The sequence below is a fragment of the Sulfurimonas hydrogeniphila genome, from assembly GCF_009068765.1.
Lineage (GTDB): Bacteria > Campylobacterota > Campylobacteria > Campylobacterales > Sulfurimonadaceae > Sulfurimonas > Sulfurimonas hydrogeniphila.
The window spans coordinates 1,054,471-1,077,038 of sequence record NZ_CP035534.1 but is presented as its reverse complement, the minus strand read 5'-3'; the positions used below and the strand labels follow the sequence as shown (position 1 = coordinate 1,077,038).

The following is a 22,568-nucleotide window of genomic DNA, read 5'->3' as shown; positions in this document are numbered from 1 at the left end:
AGTTTTACTACTCATTTCGAAGAACAGTCAGTATATCTACTTCACTTGCCTTTTTGGCAGGATAATAAGAGGAAGCTACAACGATACCAAAAGCACCTGCGACAATAAAAATGAAATCATGAAGTGTCAAGTCCAGGGGAAGTCTCGAAGTAGGATAAACATCTTTTGGCAAAGAGACAATATCAAAAGTACTGAGTAGCCATATACCACTCAGTCCAAAGACAATACCGGCTAAAATACCGGTAATTCCTATAACAATTCCCAAATACAAAAATACTTTTTTAATTTCAGATGTCGTTGCACCCAAAGAGAGCAAAAGTGCTATTTCCCCTCTTCTGTTCATTACAGTCATTAAAAGAGAAGATATGATATTGATAGAAGCAATAAGAATAATAAGCATCAGGACAATAAAAAGAGAAGTTTTTTCCATCTCCAAAGCAGCAAAAAAATTCATATTGTCTTCCCACCAGCCTTTTACTGTTACACTGATTGGCAGCACTTTTTTTATTTTTTTTATATCTTTTCGTGGATCTTTGGAATATATATGAATACCGTCATATTCATTTGCGGCCATATGTTCTATGGTCTGCATAGCCTCCAGTGTTGTGTAGGAGTATGCTTTATCATAAGCAGAAAGCCCTGAATCAAAAAATGACTTGATTTGAAAGCGCTTTATTTTTGGAGTAACAGAGAGTCCGCCCGGTTCCACATTTGTAAAAATATACATCAGTTTATCATTTACATGTAAATTAAATTCTTCTTTAAGAGTTTTTCCTACAACAACATCAAATTTTTTAAAAGTATGCCCGGTAATTGCTTTTGCAAGTACCGAATTGACTTTCACTTCATCCTCAAAGTTTACGCCAAAGAGATACCCGCCTTCAAGTCTTGAACCGCTTCTGGCCATCACAGAAGACTGAATGTAAGGGCTAAACTGCAAATAAGGAAATTTCTCTTCCAAATCCATAAGCAGATTGCTGTTTACAGCACCGTAAAACTTTGGAATGATGGTTAAAGGGTAATTCATAACAGTCAGTTTGTCTTTAAACTCTTTGTCAAAACCATTCATAAGTGCCATGGCAATAAGAAGTACCATGACACCGAGCGTAATTCCTATAAAGGCTAAAAGTGCAGATATAAAGATAAAAGGCTGCTCCTTGTCAAAGCGTAAAAATCTTTTCACAAGGTAAGAAACTATTGATTTTTTCAAGAAGCAAAAACACCTTTTTTCGGACCGCTTTTTCCACAGCACTGCTTGTACTTTTTTCCGCTTCCGCACGGACAGGGGTCATTTCTTGCTATTTTTTTACTCACAACAAAATCATCTTCGGCATCAATATCCACATTGTCATGATGGTTCAGCCGCATCAATGCTTCTTGTGCTTTTTTCTCTTCTTCAAGCTGTTTGGAAATTCTGGCAGCTTCTTCTTCCGGAGATTCCATCTGGAACTGTATAATCTGCAAGGTTTTGATTGTATTGAATTTAATATCATTAATTAATTCGCCAAAAAGACCAAAACTCTCTTTTTTGTACTCAACAAGAGGATCTTTTTGATTATATGCACGCAAACGAATACCGGTTTTCATATTGTCCATTGCATAAAGATGTTCTCTCCAGGCATTATCCAACTCTTTGAGATAAAACTCTTTTTCTATATCCTGTCTTGTCTGCTCATCCAACACGCCCATCTTCTCATCATAAGCCGTTTTTAACAGTTCTGTAACTTTGGCATACAACTCTTCGTATTCAAGCTCTTTTAACTGCTCGATATCCAAATCAAAATTCATCTCTTCCTTAAGAAGCTGAGAGAGTTTTTCAAGATTAAAATCTTCTTTGTCTGCACCGGCAAATATATCCGAGCGAGCTAAAAGATTTGCAACATATTCTTCTCTGATTTCATCGATTTTACCAGCAATATCATAATCATCACTTAAAAGTTGATTTCTGAATTTATAAACGATTTTTCTTTGCTCATTTGCAACATCATCATACTCAACAATTTGCTTACGCCCTTCATAGTGCATATTTTCAACTTTTTTCTGTGCTTTTTCAACTGCACGGGTGACCATTCTTGATTCTATATATTCGCCGTCTTCAACACCGAGTCTTTCCATGATGGACTTGATTTTATCACTGCCGAATATTCGCAAAAGATTGTCTTCAAGTGAAAGATAAAACTGTGTTGTTCCGGGATCACCCTGACGCCCGGAACGTCCGCGCAGCTGGTTGTCAATACGGCGGTTTTCATGTCTCTCGGTTCCGATGATATACAAACCACCGAGCTCTTTTACTTCATCACTTACCTTAATGTCAACACCACGTCCTGCCATATTTGTCGCAATGGTTACAGCACCCTTTGCTCCGGCATGTTTAATAATTTCACTCTCTTGTGCATGGTTTTTTGCATTTAAAACAGTATGTGCAATTTTTTCCTTCTTCAGTATTTCATGCAAAACTTCAGATTTTTCAATAGAAGCCGTCCCTATTAAAATAGGTTGTCCTGATTTGCTTAGTTTTTTAATGGTCTCAATAACAGCTGTAAATTTCTCTTCTTCTGTTTTATATATTAAATCATTCAAATCTTTTCTTGCAATCGGAATATTTGTAGGAATGGAAACAACATCCAAATTATAAATCTGTGCAAATTCTGTTGCCTCTGTTTCGGCAGTACCTGTCATTCCCGCAAGTTTGTCATACATTCTGAAGTAGTTTTGAAAAGTAATATCTGCAAGTGTTTGTGTTTCTTCTTTTATTTCCACACCCTCTTTGGCTTCAAGTGCCTGATGCAGTCCTTCTGAAAAACGACGTCCTTCGCTTAATCGGCCCGTAAATTCGTCAACAATAACCACTTCCCCGTCATTGACAACATAATCAACATCTTTTTCAAAAAGGTAATTTGCCTTTAAAGCCTGGTCAAGCATATGCGGCAAAGAAGCATTCTCTGCACTGTAAAGATTTTCAACACCAAAAAGTTCTTCCGCTTTTGTGATACCCTCTTCTGTAATCAATATCACTTTGTCTTTTTCATCAACAGTAAAATGTTCCTCTTTATTCAATTCCAAAGCAACTCTGTTTGCTTTGAGATAATCCTGCATATTTCTGTTTGTGGGCCCTGAAATTATCAAAGGCGTTCTCGCCTCATCAATTAAAATAGAATCCACTTCATCGACAATTACGAAATTGTGTCCACGCTGGACCATCTGGTCTTTTGAATAACTCATATTGTCACGCAAATAGTCAAAGCCGAACTCATTGTTTGTACCGTAGGTAATATCCGCATCATAAGCAGCTTTTTTCTCTGCAGGATCATGCATGTCTTCGAGAATCGTGCCTACACTGTAGCCCAGAAAATTGTACAGCACACCCATCTCTTTTGCATCACGGGAAGCCAGATAATCATTCACTGTTACCAAATGAACGCCCTTGCCTGTCATTGCATTGAGAGTAATGGCAAGTGTAGCCACAAGAGTTTTTCCCTCACCGGTTTTCATTTCGGCAATTCTACCCTCATGTAAAACCATACCACCTATAAGCTGAACATCAAAATGACGCATATTCAAAACACGTTTTGCAGCTTCTCTTGTTATGGCAAAAGAATCATACAACACATCATCCAGAGTTTTCTCGCCGCTCTGTACACTTTGTTTCAAATCTTCAAAAGCATTTTTGAGTGCATCATCACTTAAAACTTCATATTTGCTTTCAAGTTCATTAATCTTTTTAACTTTTTTAGTATATTTTTTTAATTCTCGGTCATTTGCAGTACCAAATACCTTACCCATGAATGCTTGTAGCATTTGCAACCTTATTATCGTTACTATATAATTTACTATATAGTAATCGCTGAAATTGTTCTTATTTTATCACATTAAATCTAATAAATAGTATAAATGAATAATTTGCTATAATTTCTTTTTAAAGGAGAAAAATGAAAAGAATAATTTTAGCTGCATTGTTGATAACATCTGGCTATGCAAGTATAAAAAATATAAACAGTTTTGAAGCAGATTTTTTACAAAAAATAGTAGATGACAAAGGTGTGAAGATAACATATACGGGGCATGTAACAGCTTCTAAACCTCGTTATGCTCTTTGGCAGTATACAAAACCTGTGCAGAAAAGTGTTTATATTTTACAAAATAAAATTGTAGTTATTGAACCGGAGTTAGAACAGGTCATCATTAAACATCTTAATGGAGATTTTGATCTTTTTAAAATTATTCACAATGCAAAAGAGATCGCAAAAGGGAGTTATTTAGCGAACTTTCAGAATAAAGAATACATCATAAAAACAGAAAATTCCATCATTAAATCTATTTCATACAAAGATGAACTTGAAAATGATATAAAGATTGTATTTAAAAACCAAGAAGTAAATAAAAAAATATCGCAAGATAAATATGTACCGGATATTCCGGATGAATATGATATAGTCAGTGAGTAATATGTAACAAAAACGGATTTAGTCCGTTTTTGCATACAGCTAGTTCAGCTTGGCAAAAATGGATTTAGTCCATTTGTTGCACTGTGAATTTAGTTCAGCTTGTAATCTTTGATTAGGTTGAAGTTTAGATATTTATAGATATCGTCTTCTTTGCCTTCTATTTTTTTCGTTAACTCCAAGTACTCTTCTTTTGTCGGAATTTTTCCAAGAAGTGAACATACCGCTGCAAGTTCAGCAGAACCAAGATAAACCTGTGCTTCTTTTCCTAAACGGTTGTCAAAGTTACGTGTTGATGTTGAAAACACTACTGCACCATCTGATACACGTGCCTGATTCCCCATACATAATGAACATCCCGGAACTTCTGTTCTTGCACCTGCAGCACCAAAGATTGCATAGTAGCCATCTTCTACAAGTTGTTTCTCATCCATTTTTGTCGGAGGACAAACCCATAAACGGGTAGGAACAGCACCTTCGCCTTTTAATACTTCACCAAGTGCACGGTAGTGACCGATATTTGTCATACATGAACCGACAAATACTTCATCAATTTTATGCGGACGTTTAGGGTCAGCTAAAATCTCTGAAAGTGTAGCAACATCATCCGGATCATTCGGGCATGCCAAAATAGGCTCTGTGATTTGATCCAAATCAATCTCAAGTACTGCCGCATATTCTGCATCTTCATCCGCTTTCATCAGTTCAGGTTTTTCCAACCACTCTTCCATTTTCACAATACGACGTGCCAATGTACGATGGTCTTCATATCCTGCATCAATCATAGAATTTAAAAGTGTAATATTAGATTTTAAGTACTCAATAATTGGTTCTTTGTCTAACTGAACTGTACATGCTGCAGCAGAACGTTCTGCTGATGCATCTGACAACTCAAATGCCTGTTCGGCTTTCAGATCAGGCAAGCCCTGAATTTCCAAAATACGCCCGGCAAAAATATTTTTCTTTCCTTTTTTCTCAACTGTCAAAAGACCTTCTTTTATAGCCTGATGAGGAATAGCATTAACCAAGTCACGTAATGTGATTCCCGGTTGCATTTTTCCTTTAAATTTTACAAGAACTGATTCTGGCATAGTCAAAGGCATAGAACCTGTAACTGCTGCAAATGCAACGATTCCGGAACCGCCTGGAAAAGAGATACCGATAGGAAAACGAGTATGTGAATCTGCACCCGTACCTACAGTATCCGGAAGAACCATTCTGTTTAGCCATGAGTGGATAATACCGTCACCAGGACGAAGAGCAACACCTGAACGGTTTGCAATAAAGTCAGGTAATGTATGGAACATCTTAATATCTGACGGTTTTGGATACGCAGATGTATGACAGAAAGTCTGTAATACCAAATCAGCATTGAACCCAAGCGCAGCAAGTTCTTTGATCTCATCTCTTGTCATAGGACCTGTTGTGTCTTGAGAACCGACTGTACTCATTTCAGGCTCACAATACATACCCGGACGAACACCATCCATTCCACATGCTTTACCAACCATTTTTTGTGCTAAAGTATACCCTTTACCAGTATCTTCAGGCTGATCAGGTGTTAAGAAAATATCAGCCGGAGCTTTTCCTAAAACACTGCGTGCTTTGTTTGTAAGCCCACGACCAATAATAAGTGGAATACGACCGCCTGCACGTACTTCATCAGTAATAGTATTTGGTTTTAATGTAAATGTAGCGATGCATTTACCGTCTTTATGTGCTTCACCTTTATACGGATAGATGTCAATAACATCACCTGTTTCCATTTGGGAAACATCAAGTTCGATTGGAAGTGCTCCCGAGTCTTCTGCTGTTGCAAAGAAAATAGGTGCGATTGTTCCGCCAAGAACTACACCGCCGGTACGTTTGTTTGGAACACCCGGAATATCCTCTCCCATGTGCCACTGTACAGAGTTGATACCTGATTTACGGCTTGAACCGGTACCTACAACATCACCAACATAAGCAACAGGATGACCAAGCTCTTTCAGTCTGTTAATAGTTCCGATTGGATCTTCCATTTTTGCAGCAAGCATAGAGTTTGCGTGCAAAGGAATGTCTGAACGTGTAAATGCTTCAGAAGCAGGAGACAAATCATCAGTGTTTGTTTCACCAGGAACTTTAAATACGGTAACAGTTAATTTTTCAGGAAGTTCAGGTTTTTTTGTAAACCAGTCAGCGTCTGCCCATGCATTTAAAACGTGAGTTGCTGCAGTCACACCTTTTTTGTGCAACTCTTCAACATCATTGAACGCATCATATACCAATAATGTACTGGAAAGTGCTTCAATAGCTGCTGCAACAACTTTTACATTTTTTGACGTTAAAGCATCAATTAATGGTTTCACATTGTATCCGCCAAGCATCATACCAAGCATTTGGACAGCTTTTTCAGGTGGAATAGCTGCCACATGATGTTCTTCACTTGCCAATTCGTTTAAAAATGCTGCTTTGACATAGGCTGCATCATCTACACCCGGAGATACACGATTTTCTAAAAGATCCAGCATCTCTTCAACATATTCACCTGTTTTAATAAACTCGATAACTTCTACTGTCTGTTCAGCAGTAAGAGGTAATGGAGGGACACCAAGTGCCGCTCTTTCTTCTACATGTGCTTTATAGTCTTCTCTAAATCCCATAATACTTCCTATTGTAAATTTAATTTGGGGACATTATAGCTAAAAGAAAAGTAATCATATCGACAGTGTTACGAATCTATACATCTATATTATGTAAAATTACTTTATTGTATAGAAAAGTAACACTAGAGTCTGCGTTTTGCAATTTCAGTGCAGATGATTTCTCTGTCACTGCCCATATAGTTGTTTTTGAGCCATAACAGATAAGAATCAGGCAGTTCATTGTAAAGCATTCCTTTGTATTGCCCAAAAGAAATTCTGGCGCTGGTTTGCGGAGCACAAACAGCTTCCTCAACCAAAGCTTCTACATGTAACATATCAAGAAGTTTTACAAATTCCCGATATTCAAGTTTTTTTCCAATACTGAATGTGTAGGCAGTAAAATCAAAGTACCCTTTTCTTTGCGCAACAAATGCTTCTATTTCCTGTATCTGTTCAACACGTAATTTTTCCAGATTCTTTACATGTACACAAAAAGAATCTTTTTGTTTCATAAATATAAAATGCGGTTTTGGCATTACAATATCTCTCTGACACCCTTGGCATTTGGAGAAGAGAGAACTCCTTCATTTTCAAGCTGTTCTATCACTCTTGCAGAACGGTTATATCCAATCTGTAGTTTTCTTTGCAGATAAGAAATAGATGTTTTTCTGTCAGTTAAAACTACATTTTTCGCCTCTTCGTACAAAGGATCAAGTTCTTCATAGCTTTCATTAGAGCCTGAAGCAGAACCACCTTCGGCATTCGTCTCTTCTATCAAAAAGCTTTTGTCATAATTTGGTTCTCGCTGCGCTTTAATAAAATCTACTATCTTCTCTATCTCTTCTTCTGTAGCCCACGGAGCATGCAGGCGTACCAAAGCCGGCGAACCCGGAGGCGTAAAAAGCATATCTCCACGCCCCAGAAGTGATTCTGCACCCATTTGGTCTAAAATGATTTTTGAATCAATCTTTTGTCCCACTCTGTAGGATATGCGTGAAGGCAGGTTGGCTTTAATAAGTCCCGTAACAACATCTACAGACGGTCTTTGTGTCGCGATGATAAGATGAATTCCACAGGCACGTGATTTTTGCGCAAGTCTTGCGATGGAGAGTTCAACATCTTTACCGCTTGTCATCATCAGGTCAGCCAACTCATCAATAATTACCACTATATAAGGGAAATGCTCACCACCCTCTTTTTTTACTTTTTCATTATAATTTTCAATATTTTTTGTACGACTCTCAGCCATGAGTTCGTAACGCCGTTCCATTTCACCGACCATATTGTTAAGTGAGACAATAGCCTGTTTTGGCTTTGTAATGACAGGAGTAAGCAGATGTGGGATATCATTATATATGGAAAACTCAAGCATTTTCGGGTCAATCATCAAAAGACGCAGCTGATCAGGAGAGTTTTTATATAAAAGCGAAAGTATCATAGCATTGATCCCGACACTTTTCCCGCTTCCTGTTGTACCTGCTATAAGCAAATGCGGCAACTTTTTTAAATCAGTAATAAAAGGCTTGCCTACAATGTCTTTTCCAAGCGCTATAGTAAGTGGTGAGGCCGAGTCTTTAAAGAGTTTGTCATCTAAAAGCTCACGCAGGTAAATGGTATCTACTGCTTCATTTGGAATCTCTATTCCGACAACATCTTTTCCCGGGATAGGTGCCTGAATACGAATAGTCTCCGCTGAAAGCGCCATCGCCAAATCATCTTGGAGGTTAAGTATTTTACTCACTTTCACATTGGCTGCCGGTTTAAACTCAAAGGTAGAAACTACAGGACCTGCATAGGTACGCACAACATCTCCGTCAATTTTAAAATGTGCCAGCTTTTCAATAAGATAGCGTATCTTGTCATCAAGCTCTTTTTCATCCACATTATGTGTTGTTTTATTCGGCTTTTGCAAAAAATCTACAGAAGGCAGCTTAAAGTTTTTGGGTTTTTCTACCTTCCCTTTTTCAATATTAGCCAAGAGTTTTGCATTTTCTTCAAGCTCATCAACGATAACAGTATTTTTATGCTCTTTTACATCCGCGGCAATATCTAAAATAGTTTTTTTTGTCTCACTTGTTTCTTCTGCCGCTACATGCTTTTTTTCTTTTCTTAGATATGCCGGTTTGTCTATTTCTTCGTCTTGGGTTTGTTCAACATGCTCTGTCTCTTTGTTCTCTTCTTTTTGCATGATTTCATCTTGTTGCAAGGTCTCACTCTGTTCCTTTTCAACAAAAGTTGCTGCATTCTTCGGTTTGTTGGATTTGAGTGAAGATATGACTACATGTAAGATCTCCGAACTGCTTTTATCAAAAAGAATCACCATGGCAACCGCCGTAATAATAAACCAAAATACCCATAATCCGAAAACACCTATATAGGGAGATAAAAAGTCTACAAAATCTGCACCGAATTTTCCTCTGTATTCATTTGTTATGAGCAGGGCCTGTGCGATAAGAGAAGAGCATAAAAGCAAAAAAGAAGCAACACCCAGTTCTAACTTTCTAAAACCAAAAGATGTATCTTTATACAGAAAATACAAAGGAAACAGCAGCACAAAGAGATATACAAACGATATATAACCAAAATAAAGCTGATTGTAAGAAGAAAAAGTAGCACCATAACTGCCCATAAGCCCAGTTGGACCAAAAAGAGTTGAAAAACCGAGATAAATTAATACACCAAAAATGATAATAAACAGAGTATCTTTCAAGCTAGAAAACCTTTATAGTAAGAAGGGATAAATAATATATAAAAGTATATCCTATAAATAATTTACCAGACTTAATTGCGAAATTTTTCCCACAGTTGAGAGCATCGCCTGATAGTTTAAGTTAAGTTGAGACAAACGCAAAGAGGCCTCTGCAATATCTGTATCTATTACTTCAGAGCGCAGGGTCATTGTACTGACTTCCAGCAGACTTGTTCTTTCGAGTGAAGTGTTTAAGGTATTTGACTGTGCACCGACAACCGAATGGCTTCTGGAGACATGTGACTGCAGTTTGTCTATTGCTGCAAGCGCATTTTCTATTCCTTGATTTCGCATATTTCCGCTGGAACTGTCCGGATAAAGTTTATGATCTTCTACAGCAGTAATGGCTTCATCAAGATTTTTAAAAAAATCTGTTTTTGGATCAACAATAGTTAAAGCGTTGTTTGCATTAAAGGTCATAACAGAAGCATCTGCTGTAAAATTATCACTGTTAGCATCATAAAGTGCTATTGTCGATTGTGTCTGAGTAGCAGTGAAGTCAGTGAATTTCAACTTTCCGTCATAGGTTAAAGAAGTGTTTCCCTGTGTGTTTGAAGCTATTATTGCATTATCATAGTCATTTGCTGCAGTTCCGGTAGGTAGGTTATTGGTAACAATCATATTGAGAACATCCATCAGTTGCTGATAGGTTACATTATCTGCAGCTGTTGCTGTTCTTGGAGTCTGCATATTAAAAATATCATAAGTATTTCCACCAATTGTAAAAGTTGAACCTGCGGAATCTAAATTTATTGTTGCGGTATAAGGATTACCGTTAATATCATTTCCTTCCAGATTCAATACGGTTGCATCAAGCGTACCGGGTGTTCCCTGAGACAGATCAGCTACTTCGGAAATTTTTGCAGATGGAGAGGCAAAGGCATTTGTCTCTTTTAGAATCTGAGGGACATTTGATGTGAGTTCTGCACCGCTTTTGGAAAATTGTGTTCTGTCATACACTATCCCTTCTATATTGCTGGCTGCACCGGCAGCCGGTATGAAACCTGACTGGATAAACTCTTTGACATAGAGGCTTGATGTAGCGGTTCCGTCTTTTATTTTTGCATAATCTTTTTCACCGACATCCAGCAAATCTATATCATTTACGAGTGCATCATTGTTTTGGGTATCACCGTTTTCATCTGTCGTCAAATCAAAATCAACCGCCCCCACCATATGAAAATCCAGTTTGCTTGAACCTTTCTGTTTGTCTTGGACAACAATCTGTCCATTTGCATTCAGGCTCACATTTACCACGTTTATACTGCCGTTGTTTCCGTATGCTTTGCCTATTTCATCCAGTAAATCACTTACTTTTGCCGTATCGTCAAACTCTTTTCTGACTTTAAAGGCGGTGCCGTCACTTCTGGTCCCTCTGATGTAAAAATAATTTTTGTTGACTGTAGTTGTATCATCATCTATATCACCCATCAAATCTCTAATGCTGCTGTCTGCAGTAATTATTCCACCGTTAATTAAATCATTGTTGATTACATTTGTTGTGATTTCTCTTTTTGTATTTTGTTCTTCGCCTAAAAAAAGTTCTGCTCCGGTGAGATTATACTTTTGTGTGGAATTTGAACCAAGCACAGAGTTCATTCCTGCATCATTCCCCTGATATATTCCGTTTGCATCTATCGGTTTTGTATTGACAGCAGAACCAGAAAATAAAAACTGCCCGTTAATCGAAGTGTTAGCCAGGTTTTTAAAATGTTTTTCCAAACCCCGAAGCTCTCCGGCTATGGCATCAAGAGAGTCCGGGCTGTGTGTGCCGTTTGCGGCATTTATAAGCAGAGTTTTCATTCTGTCAAGTGAAGTTTCAAACTCATTGAGAACAACATCTGTCTGATTTGAAATTTTATATCCGCTTTCTGTACTCTTTTTCACCTGCCCTATTGTAACGAGCTCATTGTCAAGCCGCATAGTTTCTGTAAATGTTCTTACATCATCTTTGGCATATTGAATTTTCAATCCTGAGGCAATCTGCTTATTTACATCAAAAAGTTCATTGTTTATTTTTAAATTATTTGTAGCATACAGACTGTTGTAATACATACTTGATGTTACACGCATAATATCTCTCCGTTTTCAAAATATTGTTTGGTTTCTGGCAATTATTGGCAAAGTATAGCAATAAAAGTTCCATTTAATGGTATTATCGGCCAAATATTATTTACTTTTAAGTAAATTCCTACTATCATTCCAACTTCAACAGCTGATTTGCCAGAGTGATGGAACGGTATACATAGCGGATTCAAAATCCGCCGCCTCACGGCTTAGGGGTTCAAATCCCCTCTCTGGTACCACTTTTTACAGTTGTTAGTTCTCAAAATGAGAGATACTTATGTTATTTCTAAAAATAATTCTTCTACTCATCTCTTTTTCAACTATTTTCGCTGCCAACACTCTTCGAAGCAATTATTATATAAAAAATGATTTTATTATGCTTTCAGATATTGTACCTGTAAGTAAAAAAAATGACAGAAAACTTTTTGATATAGACAAAAACAGACATTCAAAACGTATACAAAAAAAAGAACTTTTAAAAATACTTCACAAAAGCGGTTTTGACAACTTTACTTCAAAACACAGTTACATACAGTTCACAAAAAAAAGCCCTATCAATACAACGTATATAAAAAACAGTATAAAAAAGCACTATAAAGAAAAATATAAAAATATAAAAATATCTACAATAACACTCTTTCCCACACATTATATGGAAGAACTCCCAAAACGCTACACTGTTCATTTTAGCACCAAAGCACACTTGTCCAACAAGAGCATTTTATATATAAAAACAGATGATAATAAAAAAATATTTTTTAAATATAAAATTTTAGCCACTGTTTCCATTTTGTTTGCCAGAAAAAACATCAAAAAAGATAATGAACTCACCAATATAAATACACAAAAAAAGAGTATAATACTGGATAAATTCAAAGCGATGCCTTTAGAGGGTTTACATGTAAAGCACTACCAAAGTAAGCACAACATTCAAGCAGGTAATATTATAACAAAAAGAGATGTTGTCGGTTTGTTTTTAGTCAAACGCGGCTCGAGTGTTAGTGTTAATTTTAACAACAATGCAATACATATCTATTTTTCTGCAAAAGCACTTCAAAACGGAAGACTTGGAGACACTGTCAGTGTTATAAAGAGAAATGGAAAAAAAATAAGAGTTGTTATAACCGGAAAGAACAAAGCAGAGGTACAATGAAAAAAAGAAAAATAGTAGTTGCAAGCAGTGGGGCCAGTGGTGTGAACCTTGGTCTGAAAATCATTCAGCTTCTTCCTGAATCTGTTGAAAAACATTTTATCATGACAGAAAATTCAGAAAAAGTACTTGTACATGAAATGAGTAATGTCACTGCCCATAATAATAAAAACATTGCAGCCTCTGTTGCATCAGGCTCTTTTGGGGTTGATGCTATGATTATCGCACCGTGTTCTATGAATACACTGGCAAAAATAGCCTGTGGAATTTCGGACAACTTGATTACACGGTGCGCTGCAGTTGTAATCAAAGAACAGAAAAAGCTTATTTTAGCACCGAGAGAGATGCCTTTTTCTGCCATTAATTTAGAGAATATGCATAAACTTGCAAGCCTGGGCATCATTATTGCGCCGCCTGTTATGGCATATTATTCAAAGCAGCAGACACTTGATGAAATGGAAAATTTTCTCATTGGCAAATGGTTTGATTTACTGGAAATTGAAAACAGTTTATATAAAAGGTGGCAAATTGAAGAGTCGTAAAATCGCTTTATACCCGGGGACATTTGATCCGATAACAAATGGACATTTTGATATTATCGAACGTGCAAAAAATTTATTTGATGAAGTGATTGTCGCTGTTGCTCAGTCAAAAGACAAAAATCCCATGTTTAGCCTCGAGCAAAGAATAAAAATGGTCGAAATTGCCGTCAAAGACATCAAAGATGTCCGTGTTACAGGTTTTAACAACCTTACTATAGATCTGGCACACGAACATGATGCAAGGGTGCTTATACGAGGGCTTCGTGCTGTAAGTGACTTTGAATACGAGTTGCAACTCGGCTATCTCAACAACTCCCTTGATGAAAACATAGAAACAGTCTATTTGATGCCAAAACTCAAACATGCTTTTATCAGTTCTTCTATTGTCAGGAATCTTTTAAAGTTTAACGGAAAAACAGATCACCTCTTACCAAAAGAGGTACAGCAGGTTATAGGGAGTCTGCGCTGATGTATATTGCAATAGAAGGTATTGATACAGCCGGGAAAAGTACACAGATAGAAGCACTGAAAAAGTACTTTCCTGATGCAGTCATTACAAAAGAACCCGGTGGAACTGCTATAGGACAAGAAATTCGCAGACTTGTTTTGAGTGCAAAAACAAAAAGCAAAAGAGCAGAGTTTCTTCTTTTTCTTGCAGACAGAGCAGAACATATAAAAGAGGTAATAGAACCAAATCTGCACAAAATGATTATTTCAGACAGAAGTGCTGTAAGTGGTGTCGCCTATGCACTCACCCAGGGAAGTATCAGTAAAAAAGATTTGATCAGTTTGAATGATTTCGCAACAAAAAAAATATATCCCCAGGCAATCTTTTTACTGCGTCTGACAAAACAGGAACTCAAATACAGACTTTCGCAAAAAAAACTTGACGGCATTGAACTCAGAGGCAGTGAATATTTGTTAAAGATTCAAGAGAGTATCAAAGAAGCAAGTCTTCTTCTGGGTGTGCCGTTGATTGAAATTGATGCCACAAAAAACAGAGATGAAATTACAAAAGAAATATTAGATAATATTAAAAATGAAACAATGCTAAAAGGATAAAGAATTATGATTAAATCACTAAGAGGTATGAATGATATACTTGATGAAAACGAATCAAAACGATTTACTTATTTTTTGGATGTGGCACAAAACATTGCCAGAAGATATGGTTTTCACTATATAGAAACACCACTTTTAGAAGAGACGGCACTTTTTAAACGCAGTGTCGGAGAGAGCAGTGACATTGTCGGTAAAGAGATGTACCAGTTTACGGACAAGGGAGGCAATGATGTATGTCTGCGCCCTGAGGGAACAGCCGGTGTTGTACGGGCTTTTATTCAAAAAAAATTAGACAAAGCAGGCGGAATTCACAGATTTTTTTATCATGGTCCTATGTTTCGTTATGAAAGACCACAGAAAGGACGTTTGAGAGAGTTTCATCAGTTTGGAGTTGAAAGTTTCGGTATTGAGAGTGTGTATGAAGATGCAAATATGATCATGATGGTCAGTGATATACTCAAAGAACTTGGTATCGGCTACAGGTTGCAGATCAATTCACTCGGTGACAACAACTGCATGCCTGAGTACCGTGACACCCTTGTCTCTTTTATAGAAAGTATTGAAGATGAAATTTGTGAAGACTGTAAACGAAGAAAAAGTACGAACCCCATCCGTGTTCTTGACTGTAAAAATGAAAAGTGTCAGTCTTTGTACGAAAATGCTCCAAAACTTTTACATTCACTGTGCGAAAACTGTGACAATGACTTTGAAAAACTGAAAAAAATACTTGATGCAAATGACATCAGCTATGAAGTAGATACGAATCTTGTACGAGGGCTTGACTACTACTCCAAAACCGCTTTTGAATTTGTCAGTGACAATATAGGCAGTCAAAGTGCTATTGCCGGTGGTGGAAGATATGACAGACTTGTAGAGTTTTTAGACGGTCGCCCTACCCCTGCTGTAGGTTTTGCGATGGGTATTGAAAGACTGTTGGAACTCATACAAATGCCACAGGAATTAAGAGAAGGCTATTATCTTGGTGCTATGGACGAAGAAGCCATAGATACAATAATCACGCTGACACATAAAAAAAGGGCTACAGACAAAGCAGTTTGCGATTATAAGGCGAAAAACCTCAAAAATCATCTCAAAAGTGCGGATAAAATGAATGCAAAATACTGCTGCGTTATTGGTACAAATGAAATGAGCAACGGAACAATTTGGGTTAAAGATTTAGAAAATAAAATTGAAAAGACAATTCCGCTCAAAGAATTTTAGATGGAGTGGGTTCATGGTTTATGGCACTTTTTAGACGAATTTGTAGAATATTTTGCCGTGCTCATCATAATAGCAGTCATCGCTCTTTACATATACGACAGATATGTGCAAAGACAGCATGCTCTTCTTGTAAACTACCCGATTATAGGAAGATTTCGTTATTTTTTTGAGGCCCTCCGTGAACCACTGCGTCAATATTTTGCAGAAGAATCTTTTTATGACTCCAAAGACAAGGTTGACTGGGTGTATACAGCAGCCAAGAACAAACCAAACTACCAGTCATTTTCCGTAAGCCAGCCCTTTTCAGGATCAAGATTTATCTTAAAACATGCTACAAGTGTTTTAAACGATGAGGAGGTTGATCAAAACATGCAGGTAGTTTTTGGAAAGAACAGAAAATACCCTTTTGTATCGCAAACACCGATTATCCGTTCTGCTATGAGTGACGGTGCCCTGTCTCCCGAAGCAGTAAGAGCCTTTAGCTTAGCGGGAAGAGATTCCAACCTGACAATCAATACAGGAGAAGGTTCACTTACTTCCAACCATCTTTTTACCCTCAAAATAGATCCGAACAATTCAAAATATCTTGAAGTTGTCAAAAGTACCCCTTTTGCAGAACTTGCTTTTAAAATCGGAGATTTTTTCTTTAATAAAAAAGTAGCGCTGAAATGGTACAGAGATATTTTACTGAATGAAAAAACCCAAAATACCTATATTTATGATACCTCCAGCCACCTTCTTTTTCGTGTGAACTGGGAAGCAGCCATAGAATATTTTCCGCGGGAAGTTCCAAAGGAGCTGCCGGATATGATTTTTCAAATCAGTTCTGGTTTGTATGGTGTCAGAGACAAAAACGGCAATTTTGATAAAGAAAAATATAAAAAAATAATGAAATTTTGCAAAATGACTGAAATTAAAATAGCCCAGGGAGCAAAACAGACAGGCGGAAAACTCGCAGGTTCAAAAGTAACAGCGGACATAGCCTACTACCGTGGTGTTGAAGAGGGAAAAGACATCATTTCTCCCAACAGGTTCCCTTATGCAGATACAATAGAGGATCTTTTAAATTTTATTGAAAAACTGCAAAGACTCTCAGAAAAACCGGTTGGATTCAAAATAGTCATTTCAGACATAGCCTCTGTAGAAACACTGGTACAAAAACTTGCCAAAAGAAAAAATTATGGTGAATTTATACCAGATTTCATCACAGTGGACAGCGGTGAGGGTGGCAGCGCAACTGCTCCGCTTGAGCTAATGGAATCAGTAGGCCTCACAACAAACAACTCACTTTATATTCTGGATATGCTTTTAAAAAAATATAATATCAGAGAAGATGTCAAAATAATTGCCAGTGGAAAAATTCTAACACCCGATGATGCTGTCATCACCTTGTGTATGGGTGCTGATGCTGTAGGCATTGCACGTGCATTTATGATGAGTGGCGGGTGTATCCGGGCAAAAATGTGTTCTGGTTTTGGAACACATGTCTGCCCGGTCGGCATGGCAACACAGGATCCAAAAAAAAGAGCCTCCTATCTTGTAATAAAAAAAGGCATACAAATTGGACACTATCATAAAAATCTTCTTAAAAGTATGAAGACTGTCATGGCAGTAATGGGTATAAAAAGCATTAAAGACTTAAACAAAAGCCTCCTTACCTATAAAAACAGAAGTGGTGAAATATATTTTGATATTGACAAATATTTTCAGCAAAAATTTAAAATTTAGGATAAATGATGAATAATTTCGGCCTTGATATCTGGGCAAACAAAAACTTTATTATAGAAGACGGTGAAATCAAACTTAATTACAAATCTATGCCTTCTCTGCTTGATATAGTCAACAATATACGGGCAAAAGATGTTAAGGGACCTCTCCTTTTACGATTTCCTCATTTGGTCAAAAGACAGATTAAAACACTCTACAACTATTTTGAAAAAGCTATTGAAGAAAACAACTATAAAGGAAAGTTTAAAGCTGTTTTTCCGCTCAAAGTAAACCAGTTTCCGGCAGCTGTTGAGGCAATTACATCACAGGGCGCAAAGTATAACTACGGACTTGAAGCCGGAAGCAAGGCTGAACTTATTTTGGCAATGAGCAAAGTGCTTGACGGAGCCAACATTACTGTCAACGGATTCAAAGACGAAGAGATGCTTACGCTGGGATTTATAGCAGCACACAGTGGTCAAAATATCACCATCACCATAGAAGGGCTCAATGAACTTGAAACCATCATTGATGTAGCTTCCAAATCCAATTTAAAAGTTCCAAATATCGGCATACGTGTCAGGCTGCACAGTGCAGGCAGCGGCATATGGGCAAAAAGCGGTGGAATGGATGCAAAATTCGGACTGACTTCAACAGAAATCATTGAGGCAATAAAACTCCTCAAAGATGCGAATCTGCTTGAGAAACTGACAATGATTCATTTTCATATCGGCTCACAGATAGCAGACATTGCTCCGCTGAAAAAAGCACTCCGTGAAGCCGGAAATATCTATGCGGAACTGAAAAAAATGGGTGCTGATGCACTTTCAAGTATCAACATCGGCGGCGGTTTGGCTGTAGAATATGACCAACATGAAAAATCACATGCACGTAACTACTCAATAGATGAATTTTCAAGTTCTGTTGTTTTTTTACTTGGTGAAATCATGGACAGCAAAAATGTTGCACATCCGGATATATTTACGGAATCAGGACGTTTTATAGTTGCTTCACATGCTGTATTAATCACACCTGTTTTAGAACTTTTCACTCAGGATTATCAAGAAAAACTTTTAAATTTTAAAGAGTCAAATCCGCCTTTGGTTGAAGAACTTATAGAATTGAACAGACTTCTTAACAATGCCAACTGTATAGAATATCTTCATGATGCGCTTGACCATATGGAATCACTTTTCACACTTTTTGATTTAGGCTATATTGATCTGCAGGACCGTTCAAACGCAGAAATTCTGGTGCATAATATTATAAAAAAAGCACTCTATCTTAAATCAGCCAATCCGACCAATGAACTCGAACAGCTCCAGATCAAGCTCCAGGAACGCTATCTCATTAATGCTTCTGTTTTTCAGAGTCTGCCTGATTACTGGGGACTGGGACAGCATTTTCCTGTGATGCCCATTCATCATTTAAACACAACCCCGCTCAGAGCAGCCTCTCTTTGGGATATTACCTGTGACAGTGACGGAGAAATAGGCTTTGATCCGGACAAACCTTTATATCTCCATGACGTTAATATTGATGAAGAAGATTATTTTTTGGCTTTTTTCAATATTGGTGCCTATCAGGAGACACTGGGAATGAACCATAATCTTTTTACACACCCCAGTGAGTATACAATTTCAATCAATGACTCCGGATACAATATAACCAATGCAGTAGAATCAAAAAGTATTTTGGAGATACTTGAATCAATAGGATATGACAAACATGAAATATTAAATCAAGTTAAAAACAAACTCTCAAATGCCAGCTTTATTACAGAAAAAGAAAAAAATGATACACTGCTGCAGCTAGAAAGATTTTTATATCAAAATGGCTATTTAAGAACAACAAATTAAGGATGAGCATGGGAATATTTGCCGATATCAAGGAAGACTTTTCAAATGCGTACAGAAATGATCCTGCATTAAATTCAAAAATTGATTTTTTATTTAATTACCCTGGTGTATGGGCAGTTGCATGGTACAGAATAGCGCACAAACTTTATACAAACAACTTTACCCGTACAGCAAGGGCAATCATGGGAATAACCCAAATACTTACAAATATTGACATCCACCCTGCCGCGAGTATTGGTAAGCGTGTCTTTATTGACCACGGTTTTGGAGTTGTAATCGGAGAGACTGCCATCATTGAAGATGATGTGCTCATATATCAGGGTGTAACACTCGGTGGTGTTTCTTTAACTCACGGCAAACGACATCCGACTATCAAAAAGGGAGCGGTAATCGGAGCCGGCGCAAAGATACTGGGAAACATCACAATAGGCGAATATGCAAAAATCGGTGCCAACTCGGTTGTCGTCAAAGAAGTTCCTGATTGTTCCACAGCAGTCGGTTTGCCTGCACATATCATTGAAAAAGGGAGATGTAAAGATCCTTTTATGCACAATATGCTCCCTGATATAAACAAAGAGATGTTTGAATACCTTCTCAAGCGTGTGGCTATACTTGAACATATTTTAGTAAAAGAAAATAAAGATCTTCTAGATCAAGACCTTGAACTTGAACATATATATGAATCTTTTATAAAATCAATGAAAAATTAATTTTTCGCTCTTTTCTCAACAAATATACATCTTTTTTTTAGTATAATTTATCAAATATATTATAAAAAAGGGTTCAAATGCTAGCAAAACGCATAGATAAACTATCTGAATCAATTACAATAGCAATTACAGCGCTTGCACAAGAGTTAAAAGCAGAGGGTAAAGACATTCTCAGTTTTTCAGCCGGAGAACCGGATTTTGATACACCCAGAGTTATCAAAAACGCGGCTATAGATGCAATCAACAACGGTTTTACAAAATATACCGCAGTAGATGGGATTCCGGCCATCAAAGAAGCAGTCGCTGCCAAACTCAAAAGAGATAACGGTTTAACATATGACCCTAACCAGATTATCATTAACAATGGCGCAAAACATTCCTTGTTTAATCTTTTTTCTGTAACAATTGAAAAAGGCGATGAGGTTATTATTCCTACGCCATACTGGGTAACCTACCCTGAACTTGTGAAATATTTTGACGGGACTGTCGTAGAAATTCAGACAAGTGATGCGACTGCCTTTAAAATCACTCCCCAACAGCTCAAAAAAGCATTGACACCAAATACAAAAATGCTGATTCTTACAACACCGTCAAATCCTACCGGTGCAGTTTATTCCAAAGAAGAACTCACTGCTTTGGCAAAAGTGCTTGAAGGGACGGATGTTCTTGTAGCCAGCGATGAAATGTATGAAAAACTGATATATGACGGGGATTTTACTTCAGCAGCAGCAGTCAGTGAAGACATGTTTAAAAGAACAATCACCATCAATGGTTTAAGCAAGTCAGTTGCCATGACAGGCTGGCGTTTCGGATATATGGCATCGCACCATACCGAAATTATCAAAGCAACAAAAAAACTGCAGTCACAAAGCACATCCAATGTCAATACCATGACACAGTATGCTGCTATTGCAGGACTTGACGGCAGTGCAGATGAAGATATAGAAATGATGCGAAAAGAGTTTATCAAGCGTCGTGATGAAGCTGTAGAACTTTTTAATAAAATCGACGGACTCAGTGTTTTAAAACCGGATGGTGCTTTTTATCTTTTTGTCAATATTCAAGAAGTCAGTAATGATTCACTAGGCTTTGCAAAAGAACTTTTAGCAGCCAAAGGTGTAGCCGTTGTTCCTGGTGTTGGTTTTGGAAGCGAAGGGTATTTCAGATTCAGTTTTGCTACGGGAATTGCAACTATCAGAGAAGGTATTAAAAGAATTGATGAGTTTGTGCAGGAACTCAAAGCAAAGTAGGCAAAAACCTACTTTAGCTCAGATAAAGCTTTTATTACTTCATCCAGGTTATCCAATGGAATATGCACTTTCCATTCCGGATTTTGGGCATCACCTGAGAGTGAAATTCCTATACTAGCTACAGTACCGCTTCCCTCACCATATGGTTCCTCAAGTTTTGTTACAGATATAACACCGTTTTTTGTTCCGCTTAACGGGATTGTTTTTGACATACTAACTCCTTGTTGTGTTTTTACTTGATAAGTCTAGCAAGTTTTGCCTGAAGTTTAAGCCATTGTCTGTGCCCCATCAAAGGAAAACCTGCATATGTCTTTCCGGGTTCTTTTATAGAGTTTGTTATTCCGCTTCGTGCAGCAAAAGTTGAAAAAGGGGCAACCTCCAGGTGACCGGCTGCGGCAGCCTGCCCGCCCATAACAACATTTCTGCCAAGTTTTGTTGAACCTGCAAGACCAGACTGCGAAACCATAACACAATACTCGCCGATTTCACAGTTATGTCCAATCTGTACAAGATTGTCAATGCGTGTTCCTTTTTTTATCAAAGTAGAGCCAAAAACAGCTCTGTCAATACTGGTATTGCTTCCAATTTCAACATCATCTTCTACAACTACATTCCCATTTTGATAAATCTTTTTATGCTCACCTTTTTCATTTGTCGCAAATCCGAATCCGTCAGAACCTATAACTGTGTTTGCATGGATTATACAGTCATTGCCGATTTGACAGTCTCTGTATATTGTCACACTTGGATAAATAACTGTATTGTTTCCTATAACACTTTTTGCACCTATATAAACATGTGCCAAAACTATACAGTTATCACCGATTACCGCACCATTTGCTATTTCAGCCTTGGGAGAAATTTTTGAATTTTTCCCAATCTGCGGGAGAGGAAGTCTCTCATCTTCTACAGGCGGTGCAAAATATTTTGAGAGTATGGCCATGGACCAATAAGGATTTTTTGTTACCAAAGGAATACAGTTTGCAGGGAGTTTTGAAGCTAATTTTTCAGAAATTATAACTGCTGCAGCTTTTGTATTTTCGAGATCTTTTACATATTTTGAGTTGGACACAAAAGAGACTTCATTCTCTTTTGCATCTTTAAGAGTATTTATTCCTACAATATCAATATCATTGTCGACAATACTACACTCTAATGTTGAAGCTATTTTACTCAGCTTCATCT

Annotated in this window: 18 protein-coding genes and 1 tRNA gene; 11 read left to right on the top strand and 8 right to left on the bottom strand. The window is 37.4% G+C overall.

Annotation, left to right across the window (positions count from 1 at the left end; all coding sequences use genetic code 11):
* Window positions 1-7: 7 nt before the first annotated feature.
* Together ETP70_RS05645 and secA are read right to left on the bottom strand one after the other, a co-directional pair.
* Entirely contained in the window at window positions 8-1,210 is a 1,203-nt protein-coding gene (locus ETP70_RS05645) for an ABC transporter permease (RefSeq protein WP_151900264.1), read from the bottom strand.
* A complete protein-coding gene (gene secA, locus ETP70_RS05640) occupies window positions 1,207-3,798 on the bottom strand; it encodes a preprotein translocase subunit SecA (protein ID WP_151900263.1) in 2,592 nt (863 codons plus the stop codon). Before secA ends, ETP70_RS05645 begins: the two co-directional genes overlap by 4 nt.
* 131 nt (window positions 3,799-3,929) lie before the next feature.
* On the opposite strand from secA, the gene lolA reads away from it, so the two are divergent.
* On the top strand, window positions 3,930-4,445 hold the full coding sequence (gene lolA, locus ETP70_RS05635) for a LolA-like outer membrane lipoprotein chaperone (RefSeq protein WP_151900262.1): 516 nt from the start codon (window positions 3,930-3,932) through the stop codon (window positions 4,443-4,445).
* A gap of 89 nt (window positions 4,446-4,534) precedes the next feature.
* Here the strand turns inward: lolA and acnB are convergent, their stop codons facing one another.
* The 4 genes from acnB to ETP70_RS05615 form a co-directional block, all read right to left on the bottom strand.
* On the bottom strand, window positions 4,535-7,084 hold the full coding sequence (gene acnB / locus ETP70_RS05630; protein ID WP_151900261.1) for a bifunctional aconitate hydratase 2/2-methylisocitrate dehydratase: 2,550 nt from the start codon (window positions 7,082-7,084) through the stop codon (window positions 4,535-4,537).
* Between the two features lie 125 nt (window positions 7,085-7,209).
* Window positions 7,210-7,602, bottom strand: coding sequence for a putative quorum-sensing-regulated virulence factor (locus ETP70_RS05625; protein WP_151900260.1), 393 nt, complete (start codon window positions 7,600-7,602; stop codon window positions 7,210-7,212).
* Window positions 7,602-9,776 carry an FtsK/SpoIIIE family DNA translocase gene (locus tag ETP70_RS05620; RefSeq protein WP_151900259.1) on the bottom strand — a complete coding sequence of 725 codons (2,175 nt, stop codon included), beginning with the start codon at window positions 9,774-9,776 and terminating at the stop codon, window positions 7,602-7,604. The genes ETP70_RS05625 and ETP70_RS05620 overlap by 1 nt, the downstream gene beginning before the upstream one ends.
* Before the next feature lie 51 nt (window positions 9,777-9,827).
* Window positions 9,828-11,888, bottom strand: a complete 2,061-nt coding sequence (locus ETP70_RS05615; protein ID WP_151900258.1) for a flagellin N-terminal helical domain-containing protein — start codon at window positions 11,886-11,888, stop codon at window positions 9,828-9,830.
* 149 nt (window positions 11,889-12,037) lie between these two features.
* Here ETP70_RS05615 and ETP70_RS05610 point away from each other — a divergent pair.
* The 10 genes from ETP70_RS05610 to ETP70_RS05565 all read left to right on the top strand — a co-directional run bounded on the left by ETP70_RS05610 (window position 12,038) and on the right by ETP70_RS05565 (window position 21,383).
* A tRNA-Leu gene (locus ETP70_RS05610) sits at window positions 12,038-12,121 on the top strand.
* A 38-nt stretch (window positions 12,122-12,159) separates the two neighbouring features.
* Window positions 12,160-13,035 (top strand): flagellar basal body P-ring formation chaperone FlgA, encoded by an 876-nt coding sequence (flgA, locus tag ETP70_RS05605; protein WP_151900257.1) that lies wholly within the window; start codon window positions 12,160-12,162, stop codon window positions 13,033-13,035.
* Window positions 13,032-13,574, top strand: a complete 543-nt coding sequence (locus ETP70_RS05600) for a UbiX family flavin prenyltransferase (RefSeq protein ID WP_151900256.1) — start codon at window positions 13,032-13,034, stop codon at window positions 13,572-13,574. Before flgA ends, ETP70_RS05600 begins: the two co-directional genes overlap by 4 nt.
* Window positions 13,561-14,043 carry a pantetheine-phosphate adenylyltransferase gene (gene coaD / locus ETP70_RS05595; RefSeq protein ID WP_230973320.1) on the top strand — a complete coding sequence of 161 codons (483 nt, stop codon included), beginning with the start codon at window positions 13,561-13,563 and terminating at the stop codon, window positions 14,041-14,043. Before ETP70_RS05600 ends, coaD begins: the two co-directional genes overlap by 14 nt.
* The gene (gene tmk, locus ETP70_RS05590; RefSeq protein WP_151900254.1) at window positions 14,043-14,636 is read left to right on the top strand and encodes a dTMP kinase; all 594 of its coding nucleotides are present in this window, start codon (window positions 14,043-14,045) and stop codon (window positions 14,634-14,636) included. The genes coaD and tmk overlap by 1 nt, the downstream gene beginning before the upstream one ends.
* A 6-nt stretch (window positions 14,637-14,642) precedes the next feature.
* Window positions 14,643-15,857 (top strand): histidine--tRNA ligase, encoded by a 1,215-nt coding sequence (gene hisS / locus ETP70_RS05585; RefSeq protein WP_151900253.1) that lies wholly within the window; start codon window positions 14,643-14,645, stop codon window positions 15,855-15,857.
* Window positions 15,858-17,585, top strand: coding sequence for an FMN-binding glutamate synthase family protein (locus ETP70_RS05580; protein ID WP_151900252.1), 1,728 nt, complete (start codon window positions 15,858-15,860; stop codon window positions 17,583-17,585).
* An 8-nt stretch (window positions 17,586-17,593) separates the two neighbouring features.
* The gene (gene speA / locus ETP70_RS05575; RefSeq protein ID WP_151900251.1) at window positions 17,594-19,423 is read left to right on the top strand and encodes a biosynthetic arginine decarboxylase; all 1,830 of its coding nucleotides are present in this window, start codon (window positions 17,594-17,596) and stop codon (window positions 19,421-19,423) included.
* A gap of 8 nt (window positions 19,424-19,431) precedes the next feature.
* The gene (gene cysE, locus ETP70_RS05570; RefSeq protein ID WP_151900250.1) at window positions 19,432-20,133 is read left to right on the top strand and encodes a serine O-acetyltransferase; all 702 of its coding nucleotides are present in this window, start codon (window positions 19,432-19,434) and stop codon (window positions 20,131-20,133) included.
* Window positions 20,134-20,210: 77 nt separating this feature from the next.
* On the top strand, window positions 20,211-21,383 hold the full coding sequence (locus ETP70_RS05565; protein WP_151900249.1) for a pyridoxal phosphate-dependent aminotransferase: 1,173 nt from the start codon (window positions 20,211-20,213) through the stop codon (window positions 21,381-21,383).
* A gap of 8 nt (window positions 21,384-21,391) precedes the next feature.
* Here the strand turns inward: ETP70_RS05565 and ETP70_RS05560 are convergent, their stop codons facing one another.
* Window positions 21,392-21,595 (bottom strand): hypothetical protein, encoded by a 204-nt coding sequence (locus tag ETP70_RS05560; protein WP_151900248.1) that lies wholly within the window; start codon window positions 21,593-21,595, stop codon window positions 21,392-21,394.
* 20 nt (window positions 21,596-21,615) lie between these two features.
* On the bottom strand, window positions 21,616-22,566 hold the full coding sequence (lpxD, locus tag ETP70_RS05555; RefSeq protein ID WP_151900247.1) for a UDP-3-O-(3-hydroxymyristoyl)glucosamine N-acyltransferase: 951 nt from the start codon (window positions 22,564-22,566) through the stop codon (window positions 21,616-21,618).
* Window positions 22,567-22,568: the final 2 nt, after the last annotated feature.

Excerpts from the sequence above, each read along its gene's own strand:
- lolA (WP_151900262.1), top strand. The coding sequence starts at position 3,930 with ATGAAAAGAATAATTTTAGCTGCATTGTTGATAACATCTGGCTATGCA.
- tmk (WP_151900254.1), top strand. The coding sequence starts at position 14,043 with ATGTATATTGCAATAGAAGGTATTGATACAGCCGGGAAAAGTACACAG.
- hisS (WP_151900253.1), top strand. The coding sequence starts at position 14,643 with ATGATTAAATCACTAAGAGGTATGAATGATATACTTGATGAAAACGAA.
- flgA (WP_151900257.1), top strand. The coding sequence starts at position 12,160 with ATGTTATTTCTAAAAATAATTCTTCTACTCATCTCTTTTTCAACTATT.
- ETP70_RS05560 (WP_151900248.1), bottom strand. The coding sequence starts at position 21,595 with ATGTCAAAAACAATCCCGTTAAGCGGAACAAAAAACGGTGTTATATCT.
- ETP70_RS05600 (WP_151900256.1), top strand. The coding sequence starts at position 13,032 with ATGAAAAAAAGAAAAATAGTAGTTGCAAGCAGTGGGGCCAGTGGTGTG.
- ETP70_RS05615 (WP_151900258.1), bottom strand. The coding sequence starts at position 11,888 with ATGCGTGTAACATCAAGTATGTATTACAACAGTCTGTATGCTACAAAT.
- ETP70_RS05565 (WP_151900249.1), top strand. The coding sequence starts at position 20,211 with ATGCTAGCAAAACGCATAGATAAACTATCTGAATCAATTACAATAGCA.
- ETP70_RS05625 (WP_151900260.1), bottom strand. The coding sequence starts at position 7,602 with ATGCCAAAACCGCATTTTATATTTATGAAACAAAAAGATTCTTTTTGT.
- secA (WP_151900263.1), bottom strand. The coding sequence starts at position 3,798 with ATGCTACAAGCATTCATGGGTAAGGTATTTGGTACTGCAAATGACCGA.
- speA (WP_151900251.1), top strand. The coding sequence starts at position 17,594 with ATGAATAATTTCGGCCTTGATATCTGGGCAAACAAAAACTTTATTATA.
- ETP70_RS05580 (WP_151900252.1), top strand. The coding sequence starts at position 15,858 with ATGGAGTGGGTTCATGGTTTATGGCACTTTTTAGACGAATTTGTAGAA.
- acnB (WP_151900261.1), bottom strand. The coding sequence starts at position 7,084 with ATGGGATTTAGAGAAGACTATAAAGCACATGTAGAAGAAAGAGCGGCA.
- cysE (WP_151900250.1), top strand. The coding sequence starts at position 19,432 with ATGGGAATATTTGCCGATATCAAGGAAGACTTTTCAAATGCGTACAGA.
- lpxD (WP_151900247.1), bottom strand. The coding sequence starts at position 22,566 with ATGAAGCTGAGTAAAATAGCTTCAACATTAGAGTGTAGTATTGTCGAC.